Annotated in this window: 13 protein-coding genes and 1 tRNA gene; 13 read left to right on the top strand and 1 reads right to left on the bottom strand. The window is 57.2% G+C overall.

All coding sequences use genetic code 11. The annotated features are described in order from the left end of the window. Positions 1-150: 150 nt before the first annotated feature. The 5 genes from VGK48_18105 to VGK48_18085 all read left to right on the top strand — a co-directional run bounded on the left by VGK48_18105 (position 151) and on the right by VGK48_18085 (position 4,298). Positions 151-498 carry a MerR family transcriptional regulator gene (locus VGK48_18105; GenBank protein HEY2383093.1) on the top strand — a complete coding sequence of 116 codons (348 nt, stop codon included), beginning with the start codon at positions 151-153 and terminating at the stop codon, positions 496-498. A gap of 162 nt (positions 499-660) precedes the next feature. Beyond that, the gene (locus VGK48_18100) at positions 661-1,278 is read left to right on the top strand and encodes a c-type cytochrome (protein HEY2383092.1); all 618 of its coding nucleotides are present in this window, start codon (positions 661-663) and stop codon (positions 1,276-1,278) included. An 11-nt stretch (positions 1,279-1,289) separates the two neighbouring features. Continuing rightward, positions 1,290-1,610 carry a hypothetical protein gene (locus VGK48_18095; protein HEY2383091.1) on the top strand — a complete coding sequence of 107 codons (321 nt, stop codon included), beginning with the start codon at positions 1,290-1,292 and terminating at the stop codon, positions 1,608-1,610. A 152-nt stretch (positions 1,611-1,762) separates the two neighbouring features. Then, positions 1,763-3,874, top strand: a complete 2,112-nt coding sequence (gene dcp / locus VGK48_18090; protein ID HEY2383090.1) for a peptidyl-dipeptidase Dcp — start codon at positions 1,763-1,765, stop codon at positions 3,872-3,874. A 25-nt stretch (positions 3,875-3,899) separates the two neighbouring features. Further along, positions 3,900-4,298, top strand: coding sequence for a hypothetical protein (locus VGK48_18085; protein ID HEY2383089.1), 399 nt, complete (start codon positions 3,900-3,902; stop codon positions 4,296-4,298). A 16-nt stretch (positions 4,299-4,314) separates the two neighbouring features. Here the strand turns inward: VGK48_18085 and VGK48_18080 are convergent. Beyond that, a tRNA-Cys gene (locus VGK48_18080) sits at positions 4,315-4,386 on the bottom strand. Positions 4,387-4,418: 32 nt separating this feature from the next. Here VGK48_18080 and VGK48_18075 point away from each other — a divergent pair. From VGK48_18075 to VGK48_18040, 8 genes are all read left to right on the top strand, one after another. Continuing rightward, positions 4,419-5,123, top strand: coding sequence for an HAD family acid phosphatase (locus tag VGK48_18075; protein HEY2383088.1), 705 nt, complete (start codon positions 4,419-4,421; stop codon positions 5,121-5,123). A 199-nt stretch (positions 5,124-5,322) separates the two neighbouring features. Beyond that, positions 5,323-6,432, top strand: coding sequence for a putative urea ABC transporter substrate-binding protein (locus tag VGK48_18070; protein HEY2383087.1), 1,110 nt, complete (start codon positions 5,323-5,325; stop codon positions 6,430-6,432). Next, complete coding sequence (locus VGK48_18065) at positions 6,429-7,283, top strand: ABC transporter permease subunit (protein HEY2383086.1); 855 nt, start codon at positions 6,429-6,431, stop codon at positions 7,281-7,283. Before VGK48_18070 ends, VGK48_18065 begins: the two co-directional genes overlap by 4 nt. Before the next feature lie 3 nt (positions 7,284-7,286). Further along, positions 7,287-8,132: an ABC transporter ATP-binding protein gene (locus VGK48_18060; protein ID HEY2383085.1), complete on the top strand. Its 846-nt coding sequence runs from the start codon at positions 7,287-7,289 to the stop codon at positions 8,130-8,132. Between the two features lie 95 nt (positions 8,133-8,227). Beyond that, positions 8,228-9,475: a GAF domain-containing protein gene (locus VGK48_18055; GenBank protein HEY2383084.1), complete on the top strand. Its 1,248-nt coding sequence runs from the start codon at positions 8,228-8,230 to the stop codon at positions 9,473-9,475. Next, the gene (locus tag VGK48_18050; protein ID HEY2383083.1) at positions 9,468-10,166 is read left to right on the top strand and encodes an urea amidolyase associated protein UAAP1; all 699 of its coding nucleotides are present in this window, start codon (positions 9,468-9,470) and stop codon (positions 10,164-10,166) included. The genes VGK48_18055 and VGK48_18050 overlap by 8 nt, the downstream gene beginning before the upstream one ends. 5 nt (positions 10,167-10,171) lie before the next feature. Then, complete coding sequence (locus tag VGK48_18045) at positions 10,172-10,813, top strand: urea amidolyase associated protein UAAP2 (GenBank protein HEY2383082.1); 642 nt, start codon at positions 10,172-10,174, stop codon at positions 10,811-10,813. Between the two features lie 49 nt (positions 10,814-10,862). Continuing rightward, positions 10,863-14,375, top strand: coding sequence for a 5-oxoprolinase/urea amidolyase family protein (locus VGK48_18040; protein HEY2383081.1), 3,513 nt, complete (start codon positions 10,863-10,865; stop codon positions 14,373-14,375).

Below are 14,375 nucleotides of genomic sequence, written 5' to 3'. Positions count from 1 at the left end.
ACGCAATCCAGCGCTGTTTTTCAAGTTCTCCCTCTTTTGGCTTGTTTTTGGCAAGAATTGTCTAATCATATACGTCTGACAATCAGGTCATGGATGACCCGATTAGGATTAAATCACATAGGTTTGCTTGAAACTAAAGAGGTGCACAGAATGCAAAGGAAAACGACGAACACATCGAACGAGAAAATGATGAACATCGGGAAGATTGCAAAGCTGTCCGGTGTCGGAGTTGAAACGATTCGATTTTATGAGCGGCAAGGCGTCCTGCCGAAGCCGAAACGGAAGGCGTCGGGTTACCGGCAGTTTGACATGGATACAGTTGACCGGATCCGCTTCATCAAGAACGTTCAGGATCTCGGCTTTTCACTGAATGAAGCAGGAGACCTCGCGTCGTCAAAAGGAATTCCGGCAGCCATCGACCGGATTACCCACCGGATTCAGGATCTCAAGAATCTGCAGAAGGAACTCAGCAAGCAATTACGCACGCTGCGGAAGTAAGACCGGAACTTGGGCGAATGACGGGCAGTAGGTCACGCGGGCGAAGCCTCTCGAGGCGTTGTTGCACATTGGACAGTCCCAGCCCGCGTGACTTCGTGCAGGCCCAGTACTTTTCGTGCGAAGGTGCGCCGGCTGAATGGGTAAAATGGCGGCACCCGTGTCATGAAACGCATTGGGATCGTCATCCTGGTTCTTCTGGTTATCGTAGTTGCCGCCTCCCTGGGCGTCGGCAACTACGCGCGTTCTCACGGCTTCAGCGCTCGCGGCGAACCATCTCCGGCTGAAGCGTTCGTGGCCCATCGCCTGTTCCTCCTTTCGATACCCGGAAAAGCCGTCGACCTTAAGAATCCTGTTCAAGCGGGTCCCGAAGTCCTGCCACGTGCGATGGCACATTTTGCTGACCATTGCGCATCCTGTCATGGCAACGATGGACGGGGTAACACATTGATCGGGCGCGGGCTTTACCCAAAACCGCCCGATATGACGGTGTCGACGCAAAAGCTGACAGACGGACAGATTTACTACATCATTGAAAACGGTATTCGATTCACAGGAATGCCCGCCTTCGGCGAAAATGCAGGCGACGAAGGAGATCAGGAGAGCTGGGATCTTGTGCACTTCATCCGGCATCTGCCGCAAATGACGACCGACGAAATCGCTCAGATGAAAAATATGGATCCGAAAAGCCCTTCGGAACTGGCCAAAGAACAAGAAATTCGAAAGTTTTTGCAGGGTGACGACAGCCCAGCGGTGGAAAATGTCCACGAACACCATCATTAAAAGGAGCAGCTATGCTTAAAAGATTCATTTCGTCCCTGGGAGTGATCCTGTTGTTTGCCGCGCTATTAGCCGCCCACGGCGACCCGTTGCTGGGCACAGTGACGGCTGTCGGCAAAGATACCGTGACCATCAAAGACAAGACCGGCAAGACCGTGATCGTCATGCTGGAAAAAGACACGAAATTTCTGATTAATAAGAAAGCGGCGACGATGGCGGATCTGAAAGTCGGAAGCCGTGTCTCCATCGACGCCCACATGGAAGAAAAGATGAAGATGCTTTCCGCAGAGGAAATCGAGATCGGCGCCGCACAGACGAAAACGGGAACCAAATAATTTTCGACATGGCGTATGAGCGGCCCCCTGCCATGCTTCGCGTCGCACTGTCCCCCTTATAAAGGGGGACAGCCCGACGCAAGCCGGGCAGGGGGTCGCTCACCCTGTTGATCCCAGTGACATGAGTTCCGCTCCTGGTTTAACCTGTTTGAATGCGACGACTACTTACAATCAGCTTCCTGAGCCTTCTTCTGTTTGTACCCGCGTCGAGGACCGCTCCGCAGCGCGTCAATCCGCTGCTGCTTCCCAGCACGCTGCCTTTTCAGGCGCCGCTGTTTGACCAGATAAAGGACGGTGACTTCGCACCTGCATTCGACGCCGGCATGAAAGAGCAGCGGGAAGAGGTCGACAAAATCGCGAACAATTCCGCTCCGCCGTCGTTCGACAACACGATTGCGGCGCTCGAAAAAACCGGCCAGACCCTGACACGGGTGTCGATGATCTTCAACGCGGTCTCCAGCGCCAATACGGATGACGAACTGCAGAAGCTCCAGGAAGAGGTGGCGCCGAAGCTCGCCGCCCATCAGGATGCCATCAATATGGACTCGAAGCTGTTCGCGCGCATCGAAAAGCTTTATAACGACCGCAAGAACCTGAAGCTCGATCCCGAGAGTAATCGCCTGCTCGAATATGACCATCAACAGTTCGTGATAGCGGGAGCCAAACTGTCCGAGGCGGACAAGACAAAACTCAAGAAAATCAACGAAGAGGATGCCGCGCTCAGCGCCAAATTCACGAATCAGTTGCTCGCCGCCGCGAAAGACGGCGCGCTCGTGGTGCGCGACAAGTCTGAATTGCAGGGCCTCTCGCCGGACGATCTGGGCTCCGAGGCCGAGGAAGCGAAGTCCCGCAAAATCGATGGCGGCTGGGTCATCACGCTGCAGAACACCACGCAACAGCCGCTCCTGCAATCTCTCACGAACCGCGCCATGCGCGAAAAGCTCTTCAAGGCATCGTGGAACCGTGCCGAGCATGGCGACGCGAATGACACCCGTGCAACCATCACCAGACTCGCGAAGATCCGCGCCGATAAAGCGGCCCTGCTCGGGCAGCCGAGTTTTGCCGCATGGCGGCTGCAGGACCAGATGGCCAAAACACCGAAGCGGGTCGAAAAGTTCATCGACGATCTGACCCCGGCCTCCACCGCCAAGGCGCGTGAAGAAGCCGCGGACATTCAGGCGCTGATCGATAAGCAGAAGGGCGGCTTCACCCTCGAACCGTGGGACTGGAATTTTTACGCCGAACAATTGCGGAAAGCGAAGTATGACGTCCAGCAAAGTGACATCAAACCCTATTTCGAACTGGACAGAGTGTTGCAAGACGGTGTCTTCTACGCCGCACACGAACTCTACGGATTAACGTTCAAGGAACGCCACGACCTGCCGATATACCAGCCTGACGTCCGTGTTTTCGAAGTTTTCGACGCGGATGGCTCTCACCTCGCTCTGTGGTATTGCGATTACTTCAAACGCAATAATAAAAACGGCGGAGCCTGGATGGACACACTCGTCGGCCAATCGAAACTGCTGAATACCCAGCCGGTCATCTATAACGTCGCAAACTTTACGAAACCCGCGCCGGGACAGCCGGCGCTGATCAGCTTCGATGACGTGACGACGATGTTCCATGAGTTCGGACATGCTCTTCACGGAATGTTTGCGAAGCAGAAGTATCCAAGCCTCTCGGGCACCTCGGTTGCCCGAGACTATGTCGAGTTTCCTTCACAGTTCAACGAGCATTGGGCGCTCGATCCAACAGTGTTCGCGCATTATGCCCTGCACTATCAAACCGCCAAACCCATGCCGGCCGACCTTGTGGAGAAGATCAAGAAAGCCGAGAAATTCAATCAGGGCTATGCACTGACCGAAATTGTGGCCGCAGCCGCCCTCGACATGCAGTGGCATATGCTGCCGGCCACTGCCAACGTCACCGACTCCGACAAATTCGAAGTCGAAGCTCTGAAGAAAACCCATCTCGACCTGCCGCAGGTCCCGCCGCGCTATCGGTCCAGTTACTTCTTACACATCTGGGCTAACGGCTACGCCTCCGGTTATTACGCCTATCTCTGGACCGAAATGCTCGACGACGACGCCTTCCAGTGGTTCAAAGAACACGGAGGGCTGACCCGGGAGAACGGCCAGCGATTCCGCGATTTAATCCTTTCGCGTGGCAACACCGCAGATTATGCTCAAATGTTTCGCGAGTTCCGCGGCCGCGATCCCGAGATCACGGCAATGCTCGAGCAGCGAGGCCTTAAGAAATGACATCGGAAACTTTTACGGAGGATCAATGAGATCAAACATTCTCAGGCTGGCTTGTTTGTTGGTATGTCTTGCGATCGCAGTCCCTTTAGTGGCTCTTCAGCGTGGCTCCGATCCCATAAGCGGCACCTGGAGCGGCGACTGGGGTCCGAATGCGAACGACAGAAACACGGTTAACGTGGACTTGAAGTTGAACGGGAAGAACGTGACCGGAACGGTGCACTCCATTAATTACACCCGCCCCGACGTTATGATTTCGAAAGGATCTTACGATCCGGCGGCCGGCACGATCCATCTCGAAGCGGACGCCAGCGGGCGTGGCGGCTCCGTTCACTATGTGATCGACGGCAAGATGACGGGCGGGACGATGTCTGGCTCCTGGAATCACGGAGCGTCCAAAGGCGATTTCAAACTGACAAAGAAGTAGGGGGAACTCCGGAAGAAGGCGCCGGACGGATTCGAACCGCCGCAGAAGGCTGTGCCGGCCTTCCCCTTTCCAGCTCGGGTACGGCGCCAATTCCAGATTACAAGGAGGGCGTCCAAATCAATGAACCGGCTCAAGCCCAGTCTTCTCCTGGTTCTGTCCCTTTCCCTGCCGGTCTGGTTCGAGCAATCGGCCGCCAGACCGGCGCCCCTGACTTCACCCGCCAACCTCGGCGATTTCAAGCAACAACTCACCCGGTACAAACAGTCCGGCCAGTATGATCACGAAGTCGCCACGACGCTGGCGAAAGTTCAGCAATATGTGGAACGCCGCGCGACGATGGTGAATAAGCCGGCGCTCGTCCTCGACATCGATGAGACCTCGCTTTCGAACTGGCCTCAAATCCAGGCAAACGACTACGGAAGAATCGTCAACGGGCCATGCGATCTGCCGGCAGGCCCTTGCGGCCAGAGAACCTGGCAGATGCGCGCGGAAAGCGCGGCCATCGGCCCGACGCTGGCGCTATATAAGGCCGCGAAGGCAAAGGGCGTGTCGGTTTTCTTTCTGACGGGCCGCACTGAAGTCGTGCGGGCCGCGACGGAAACAAACCTCAGGAAGGCTGGATATGACAACTGGGCCGCGTTGCTCATGCGGCCGGCAGGCACGTCCACGCCATCGGCAGCAGACTTTAAAGCGCCGGAGCGGGCAAAAATTGCAGCACAAGGATTTACAATCATTGCCAACGTCGGTGATCAGCCCAGCGATCTTGCCGGCGGCTACTCCGAGCGGACGTTCCTGGTGCCCAATCCTTTCTACCGGATCCCGTAAAGAACAAGGGAAAGGAAGCACAAGAAGTCTATTGCACCATTGCATCATCAGAGGTTTCTGCATTTCAAATTTAGAACTGCGAAATTTCCGATGATGCAATGATGCAATAGGCTTCTTGTGGTGCATTCCCTTCATCTGGTAGGATGAGCTCCAATCGGCCAAGTCGCCGCTTCCGCCCAGTCCGCGCGGGGAGGTATCGATGTTTGGCCGATTTTTTATTTCCAATTTCAGAAAACTTTTCTGCTCCATCCTTTTCTGTCTTGCGATCGCATTCATAGCGCAACGCACGCTGGTCGCTCAACAAAAGCCATCATTCACTGTCGGCTGGTCCGTTTACGTCGGCTGGGATCCCTATTACTACATGGCGAAATCGGGAATCCTGAAAAAGTGGGCCGACAAATATGGCATCGACATCAAAGTCCAACGCTTCGACTACGCGCCCTCGCTCGATGCGTTCGTGGCGAAGAACATCGACGCCTGCGCCATGACCAACATGGAAGCGCTCGATATGCCTGCGGCTGCCGGCGTCGACACCACCAGCGTCATTCTCGGCGATTATTCGAACGGCAATGACGCTGTCATTGCGCGCCAGAATCTGACGCTCGCGCAGATTCCCGGAAAGCCTGTCATGCTGGTCGAAAAGACGGTTTCCCAATACCTCTTCGAACGGGCGATGACGCTGAACGGCCTCAATGCGCAGATCAAGCAGGTCAAGTACATCAATACTTCGGACTCCGACATTGCGTACGCATTTCTGGCCGATTCCAGCAAACCCGTGGTGGTGACCTGGAAACCTCTTGTCTCGCAGATTATGAAGGCCAAAGACGTGAAAATGGTCTTCAATTCCTCGCAGATTCCCGGCGAGATCATGGATCTGCTCGTGGTGCGCACCGAAGTGTTGAACCGTCCTGACGGGTCAGGACAGAAGTTCGCCAAGGCCGTTGCAGGCGCCTGGTATGAGCTGATGGCCGACATGCAGCAAGCGGGACCGGCCGGAGACAAGGTGCTTGGCGGCATTGCCGAAGCCTCGAAAGACACCCTGGCCTCCTATAAAGAACAACTGAGCACGACGCACATGTATTACACCGCTCAGTCGGCCGCCCAGATGACCGCTTCACCGGATATCAGGAAGACCATGGACCTCGTCCGGCAGTTCTGTTTCTCTCACAGATTGCTGGGTGAAAAATCGAAATCGGCCGACGACATCGGCATTCAGTTCGTGGATGGCGCCGTCCTCGGCAATCCGGCTAAAGTCCGGCTGCGTTTCAACACCACGTATATGCAGCTTGCGGCGCAGGGGAAGCTATGAGCTTTCTTCGCCTTCACGCTGCTCCCCATCGCACGACGGCCTGGCTGTTGTCGTGGTTTCTGTTTGTCGCCGGCATCACGTCCTACTTTTATGTATCGCAACAGCGGCATCGGGACAATCCGGACGATCGCGTCATGCCGACGGCCACCCAGATAGTCCAGGCTTTTGAAGACGCCACTCTTAAACCGGCCGAAGAGGACAATGCGGACGACGCTGCCGCGCCGGCGCCGCTTCTGGCGCGCATCCGCGGCAGCATGCTCTGGAAAGACACGGTTGCCACCGGGCGCCGCTTCCTCTTCAGCATCGTGCTGCTGTTTCCGGCGGTGCTGCTCGGCCTCCATATGGCGATGTTTCCCTACATCGGCGCATTCTTTCTGCGCTTCATCCAGTTCTTCGACAAAATTGTCGCTCTCTCGCTGCTGCCGATTCTGTTCATCGCTTTCGGTATCGATGAGCTGTCCAAAATCATGCTTATCGTCATCGGCGTGACCCCTACGATCATTCTGGATACCTTCAATCTCAGCAAGAGCGTGCCTCGTGAACAGATCGTGAAGGCCTTCACACTGGGCGCCGCCGATTTCGCGGTGACGTACCGGATCGTTTTCAAGCAGATCCTGCCGCGCGTCCTGAACAGCATCCGGCTGAACCTCAAAGCGGTGATGTTGTTTCTGTTCGCCGGAGAAATGATCGCTTCGACCGATGGGCTGGCGTATCGAATCGCGCTGCTCCGCCGTCACATGGGAATGGATACGATCATTCCGTATGTGTTGTGGGTGGCGTTGCTGCTCTTTCTCGTCGATATGGGAATGCATATGTTCAATCGCAAATTGCATCCGTGGTTTCAGGAGTAAGAGATGGCGGAACCCATCATTCGAATCGACAACGTGGATGTGGAGTACCCGGATGGCCCGGCCACGCGCCGGGTTCTTGCCGGCGTCAATCTGGAAATCGAGAGCGGCGAGTTCATTTCGATCGTCGGGCAGACCGGCTGCGGTAAATCGACTCTGTTGCGGCTGATCCTCGGTGAACAGAAACCGAACCGCGGGCGCGTCCTGGTCAATGGCAAGGAACGGTCGCAGCCGGACCGCCTGTGCGGATACGTTCCGCAGAAGTATTCCCTCTTTTCCGACAAAACTGTACTCGACAACGTGACCTTCGGGCCCGACGTCGCGGAATTCGGCGCATTCGCAATGCTGCATCCCGGCCGCCGCCAACGGCTGCGGGAACACAGAAGCGAGGCGCTGCGGTTCCTGAAGCAGATGGGTTTGAACGAATCCGACGCACGGAAGTACCCTCACGAGCTGTCCGGCGGCATGCAGCAGCGCGTCGCGATTGCCCAGGCTCTCATCATGCAACCGCCGATCCTTCTGATGGACGAAGCCTTCAGCGCGCTCGATCCTGCAACGCGGCGCGGAATGCAGCGGCTGATCAAAGACCTCTGGCGCGAGAGCGCCACGACGATCGTTTTCGTCACCCACAACACGCGTGAAGCGGTATGGCTCGGCACGCGCGTGATCGCGCTGGGCGGCGCGGCTGTTTATGAGCGCACCGTGGCGCACGTCGACTTCGATGCGGAGGAGGATCACATTCAATTCGTGATTCGCGACATCGAAGCAAGAACACACACCAACAGAAATGTCAGAACCGAAGGCAAAGAGCTACAAAAAGGTGGCTTTGTCGAAGCGGTTCTTCCCGGCTGAATCCCACTCGACGCTTACTTTGCCAGGACTTACGCCGCTGGCCTTCAACTGGCAGATGTCGTGCAACAGTTAACACTTTTCGGGAGGAAAAGTCGATGGACGTTACTGAAACCCATTCCTCGGAATCTGCCATGTCGCAATTGGCCCTGTTGCATCGCATCAGCGGCATTGTCAGTTCCGATTTGTCGCTCCAGAAGATGCTCGATGCTCTGATCAACCTCGTGGTCGGTGTCACCAGCTGCGATGCATGTCTTGTCTACCTCCTCGATTCATCCAAGGCTGAGATCGTTCTCTGCGCTTCTCAATTGCCGCACCAGGGTGAGATCGGCAACATCCGGATGAAGATCGGCGAAGGCGTCACCGGCTGGGTTGCCAAGCACCAATCCGTTGTCGCCCTCTCATCAAGGGCAGCGAAAGATCCGAGGTTCAAACCTTTCAACTCACTGCCCGAGGATTCCTATGAGTCCTTCATGTCCGTGCCGTTGATCGACTCGGGCCAGGTCATCGGCGTGATTAACGTCCACCATCGCGAAGCGCGTGATCATACACCGGAAGAAGTGGCGTTGATGACCTACGTCGCCGAGCAAATGGGCGGAGCAATCGCAAAGGCGCGTCTGTCGGAACGCTCTCTGGCAGCTGTGAAGAAGGTGGAGTTGCTTGCAGCCGTCGGACGCACCATCTCGACAGAGAGCTATCTCGACCGCATCCTGCAGGTGATCTCGGAAATGGTTGCCGAGACCTTCGATTCACCGGTCTGTTCGATCATGATCGTCGATGAGGACAGGCAGGAGCTGTCGATCAAGGCGGCACGCTGCTCGTCGCCGGAATACCTCCAGAAAGGGCCCATCAAAATCGGCGATTCATTGATCGGGCGTGTGGTGCGCGAGCGTCAGCTCGTGACCGTCCCCGACGTCTCCGCTGAAAAATCATACAAATATCCGGAACTGGCGCGGCGGTCCGGACTGACTTCCCTTCTGTCGGTGCCTTTGCTGGCAGGCTCAAAAGTCATCGGCACGCTGAACATCTATGCGAGCGAGCGCCGCACATTCACGCCGGAAGAAATCGGCTTTGCACAGGCGGTTGCGGGACAGGCCGCGCTCGCATTCGAAAACGCCCGGCTGATTTCCGAAACTCTCGAAATGAAGCGGACGCTCGAAGCGCGAAAAGTCATTGAGCGCGCGAAGGGCATCCTGCAGCATCGTCACGGCGTCACCGAGGAACAGGCCTATCTCGATCTGCGCAGCGAAAGCCGCCGTCTGCGGCGGCCGATGCGCGACCTGGCAGACGCAATCATCCTTGCCGAAGAACTTCACCGGAAGGGGGAGAAGAAAGAGATTGTTTGAGGAAATTGTGCACCCTGGCGCCACGTGGTCGCATGTTCTGAAGCGGGGCACGGCTCTACGCATCACGGATACGGCCGGCGGCGCAAATGCCGGCGCCATCTTCTACAACTGGGAAAATCCGGCCGAGCGCTACAACATGCCCGATACGCTCAAAGCCCAGCACATCTCCCGGCTTACCCGGGGATATGTGCTGTATTCCGATATGGGCCGCATTCTCTGCTCGATCGTCGCGGATACCTCCGGCTGGCATGACCCGCTGAGCGGCTGCTCGAATGCCCGCCTGGTTGAAAAGAAGTACGGCGTTGGGCGTTATCAGGAACAGCGGAACGACTGCCACAAAAATGCGCTTGAAGGGTTCCTTATAGAGCTTGCAAAATACGGTCTCTCAGAGCGGGACATGGCGGCGCCTGTAAATTTTTTCAGCAAAGTCATCGTCGATGACAGCGGCGGCATGCGCTTCGTGGAGGGCAACGCCAAGGCCGGCGCTTATGTCGAGCTGAGGGCCGAGATGAATGTGCTGGTCCTTCTCAACACCTGCCAGCACCCACTCGATCCAAATCCTGTTTACGATCCGAAACCCGTGACTGTTCAGATCCGAAACGTTCCCGCGCCCGCGCTCGACGATCCCTGCCGCACTTCACGTCCCGAAAACGAACGCGGTTTTGTGCTGACGGAACGCTATTTCATGTAGGTTTTATGAAAGAGAGTCTGCTCGATCCCGCGAAAGCCCGATATGACGCCGTCGTCCCGGCAGGAGAACCGTGGATATATGAGATCTTGAAGGGACAATATTTCCGGATCGTCGATGTCGAAGGCAACCAGGCCGCCGACACGTTGTTCTACAATGCGCACGATTACGAAGACCGCTACTCCGCACAGGATACGATTCGCGAACAGGCAAACATCTACCTCTCGACCGCAACGAGCCTGATGTCATCACGGGGCAACGTTCTGCTGACGATCGTCGCCGATACATGCGGACGCCACGACACACTGGGCGGAGCATGCGCGGCCGAGAGCAACATGGTCCGGTACGCGATCGATAAGCGCTATATGCACGCCTGCCGCCAGAGCTTTGTCAAAGCCGTCATTGGATGGGGCCGCGGCCTCGAAAAACGCGATATCGCGCACAACATCAATTTCTTCATGAACGTCCCCGTCGCGCCCGATGGCGGGCTCACGTTTCAAGACGGCGTCTCCGGTCCCGGCAAATATGTCGAACTGCGTGCCGAAATGGATGTCCTCGCTGTGATCAGCAATTGCCCGCAACTGAACAATCCCTGCAATGCGTACAATCCGACGCCGATTCGCGTGCTGATCTGGGATCCAGCAGCATGAGCGCAAGCGAATGCAAGCCCGATAGGGCGCAGCCAGTAAAGTAATGGCTATGTTCGGCAAGGTTTTGATTGCGAATCGAGGTGTTATCGCATGCCGGATCATCCGCACTCTCCGGAAGCTTGGCGTGTCGCCGGTGGCCGTCTATTCCGAGGCCGACCGGCACTCCCGGCATGTTGCGCAATCCGATACCGCTGTGCTGCTGGGACCAGCACCCGCGGCTGAAAGTTACCTGAACCAGGCCGCCATTATCGAAGCTGCCCGCAGGACAGGAGCCGAAGCCATCCATCCGGGTTATGGTTTCCTGAGCGAGAGCGCCGGTTTCGCCGAAGCCTGCGAGGAAGCCGGCATCGTCTTCCTCGGCCCGACTGGAGAACAAATGCGCGCCCTGGGCTTGAAGCACAGAGCCCGCGAGATTGCCCTTCGCGAAGGCGTTCCGCTGCTGCCCGGCACAGGACTTCTACAGGATCTCCATCATGCGCTGCAGGAAGCGGAACGCTGCGGCTATCCCATCATTCTCAAAAGCACGGCCGGAGGCGGCGGCATCGGCATGAAGATTTGCCGGACGCCGGGCGAATTGAATGAACACTTCGCGTCCGTTTCACGTCTCGGAGCCGCGAACTTCGGCCAGGCCGGAGTCTACCTGGAACGCTACGTCGAGAGAGCCCGGCATATTGAAGTACAGATTTTCGGCGATGGAAACGGGAATGTCATTGCGCTCGGAGAACGCGATTGCTCGGCGCAACGCCGTAACCAGAAGGTGGTCGAGGAAACGCCCGCAGCCCATCTGCGCGATGAAATCCGCCGCCGGCTTTGGGGGATGGCGGAACGGCTGACTGCGGCTTTGCAGTATCGCTCGGCGGGCACGGTGGAATTTCTGTACGATTCCGATCGCGAAGAGTTTTCGTTCCTGGAAGTGAACACCCGCCTGCAGGTAGAGCATGCCGTTACGGAAGAGGTTACGGGCGTGGATCTGGTCGAGTGGATGGTCCGCCTCGGGTGCAGAGAGCTTCGTTCACTCCAGGAGATCCGGCCTGCATCGCATGGCGCATCCATCCAGGTACGTATCTATGCGGAAGATCCGGCGCACGCGTTCCGCCCGAGCACGGGCACTTTGATGAATGTGCTGTTGCCGGCAGACGCACGGTGCGAAACCTGGGTTGAGAATGGAACCGAAGTCACTCCCTTCTACGATCCCATGCTGGCGAAGATTATCGTTCACGCCGGAACCCGCGATGAGGCTGTGAAGCAACTGATGGGCGCCCTGTCCGTCACGCGATTCGACGGGATAGAAACGAATCTCGACTACCTTCGCACCGTCATTGCCGACCCCGAGTTCTCTATCGGCGGCTATCCCACAAGCTTTCTGAGCCGAGTGACCTATCAACCTCGCGCGATGGAAATCGTCGAGCCCGGGATGCAGACAACCGTGCAGGATTTTCCCGGCCGTCTCGGGTACTGGCACGTCGGCGTGCCGCCCTCGGGACCGATGGATTCGCTGGCGTTCCGGGTCGCGAACAGCCTCGTCGGAAATCCGGAATCGGCGGCGGCGCTCGAGTGCACGATGACCGGACCGGCGATCCGTTTCCACTCGGATGCGGTGATCGCAATTACAGGTGCGGACATGAGCGCGCGGCTCGATGGGAAAGCGATTCCGTTATGGCAAGCCGTCGACGTAAATGCGGGGGCAATCTTGCGTCTCAACGCCGCAGCGGAGGGCTCGCGTACCTATATCGCCGTTCGAGGCGGCATTGATGTTCCGGTCTATCTCGGAAGCTGGTCCACCTTTATTCTTGGCAAGTTCGGCGGCCACGCGGGCCGGACACTCCGAACCGGAGACATGATTCGATGGGGAACAGAGGGGGGGCGCACACCTGAATTCCGCAGTTCAGGAAATCAGGTGTGCGCCCCCCCTCTATTCCCCATTCCCCGTTACGGTCACGAATGGGAAATCGGTGTAATGTATGGGCCGCACGGCGCGCCTGACTTCTTCACGGAAGAAGACATCGAAACGATTTTCCGCACCTCCTGGAAAGTCCATCACAACTCGGACCGGACGGGAGTGCGGCTGATCGGCCCACGACCCAAATGGGCGCGCAGAGATGGCGGTGAAGCGGGACTCCATCCTTCAAACATTCATGACAACGCCTATGCGATCGGCGCGATGGATTTTACAGGCGATATGCCGGTCCTGCTCGGCCCGGACGGTCCAAGTCTCGGCGGCTTCGTATGCCCGGTTGTCATTGTCGAAGACGAACTCTGGAAATTAGGCCAGCTGCGGCCGGGGGACACGGTCCGCTTCTACCGCATTTCTGAAACCGAACCGTGCGTCCTGCATCAGAATCGCGGCACCGTCTACCGCGCATCCGGCGATCGTTACCTGCTCATCGAGGCCGGTCCTAATGTTCTCGATTTGAATCTCCGTTTTCGCATCCATCAACTCGAGCGCATTCTGCGGCAGCAATATCTTCGCGGCATCATCGACATCACGCCCGGTATCCGGTCGTTGCAGGTTCATTACGACAGCGCCATTCTCCGCCGTGAGGAATTGATCGCATGTCTTGAAGCATGTGAAGGAGCCCTGCCCGATCTCGATAATGTAACGCTGCCCACGCGGACCGTGCATCTGCCGCTGTCATGGGACGATCCGGCAACCCAACTCGCAATCCACAAATACATGCAGTCTGTCCGTCCCGACGCGCCATGGTGTCCGAGCAATATCGAATTCATCCGGCGCATCAACGGACTCGATACGATCGAAGACGTAAGTCATATCGTGTACAACGCGAACTATCTTGTCCTCGGCCTGGGAGACGTTTATCTCGGCGCGCCGGTTGCTACTCCGCTCGATCCGCGGCATCGCCTGGTGACGACGAAATACAATCCCGCGCGGACCTGGACCGCCGAGAATTCCGTCGGCATCGGCGGAGCCTATCTGTGTGTTTATGGAATGGAAGGACCCGGCGGCTATCAGTTTGTGGGCCGCACCGTTCAGATGTGGAATACGCATCGAAGTACAGCCGAGTTCACTCCCGGAACGCCGTGGCTGCTGCGGTTCTTCGATCAGATCCGTTTCTTCCCTGTGTCTGCGCAGGAGTTGCTCGAAATTCGTGACGCGTTTCCTCACGGCAAATATTCGTTGAAGATCGAGCACACGGACTTCAATCTGAAGAAGTATCATCAATTCATCGAGAAGACATCATCGGACGCGGCCAGATTCAAAGCGCGCCAGCAGGCAGCATTTCTGGCGGAACGAGAGCGCTGGGCAATGGCGGGACAGCCGGAATTTGTCGATCGATCGAACGATGACGTGCCGCCGGTTACAGCGGATATTCCGGATGGATGTGAAGCCGTGCGTTCGCCGATGACGGCAAGCGTGTGGCAGGTTGCAGTGGAGCCAGGACAGCGGGTCGGCGCAGGTGAAAGAGTGTTCGTGCTGGAAGCGATGAAGATGGAGTTCGTGGTCGTCGCTCCCGCCAACGGCGTGGTCGAAGGCGTCCACTGCGCGCGCGGTGGAATGGTAATGGCCGGGCAGAATCTGGCGACGCTCCGGCTTCACGGGTGA

The sequence above is a fragment of the Terriglobia bacterium genome, from assembly GCA_036496425.1.
GTDB lineage: Bacteria > Acidobacteriota > Terriglobia > 20CM-2-55-15 > 20CM-2-55-15 > 20CM-2-55-15.
Note: the sequence above shows the minus strand (reverse complement) of the source record. Positions and strands in the feature narration are given on the sequence as shown.

Bases quoted from the DNA above. Each gene is read 5' to 3' on its own strand.
- VGK48_18045 (HEY2383082.1), top strand. From the start codon at position 10,172: ATGAAAGAGAGTCTGCTCGATCCCGCGAAAGCCCGATATGACGCCGTC.
- VGK48_18085 (HEY2383089.1), top strand. From the start codon at position 3,900: ATGAGATCAAACATTCTCAGGCTGGCTTGTTTGTTGGTATGTCTTGCG.
- VGK48_18065 (HEY2383086.1), top strand. From the start codon at position 6,429: ATGAGCTTTCTTCGCCTTCACGCTGCTCCCCATCGCACGACGGCCTGG.
- VGK48_18095 (HEY2383091.1), top strand. From the start codon at position 1,290: ATGCTTAAAAGATTCATTTCGTCCCTGGGAGTGATCCTGTTGTTTGCC.
- VGK48_18075 (HEY2383088.1), top strand. From the start codon at position 4,419: ATGAACCGGCTCAAGCCCAGTCTTCTCCTGGTTCTGTCCCTTTCCCTG.
- VGK48_18060 (HEY2383085.1), top strand. From the start codon at position 7,287: ATGGCGGAACCCATCATTCGAATCGACAACGTGGATGTGGAGTACCCG.
- VGK48_18105 (HEY2383093.1), top strand. From the start codon at position 151: ATGCAAAGGAAAACGACGAACACATCGAACGAGAAAATGATGAACATC.
- VGK48_18040 (HEY2383081.1), top strand. From the start codon at position 10,863: ATGTTCGGCAAGGTTTTGATTGCGAATCGAGGTGTTATCGCATGCCGG.
- dcp (HEY2383090.1), top strand. From the start codon at position 1,763: ATGCGACGACTACTTACAATCAGCTTCCTGAGCCTTCTTCTGTTTGTA.
- VGK48_18100 (HEY2383092.1), top strand. From the start codon at position 661: ATGAAACGCATTGGGATCGTCATCCTGGTTCTTCTGGTTATCGTAGTT.
- VGK48_18070 (HEY2383087.1), top strand. From the start codon at position 5,323: ATGTTTGGCCGATTTTTTATTTCCAATTTCAGAAAACTTTTCTGCTCC.
- VGK48_18055 (HEY2383084.1), top strand. From the start codon at position 8,228: ATGGACGTTACTGAAACCCATTCCTCGGAATCTGCCATGTCGCAATTG.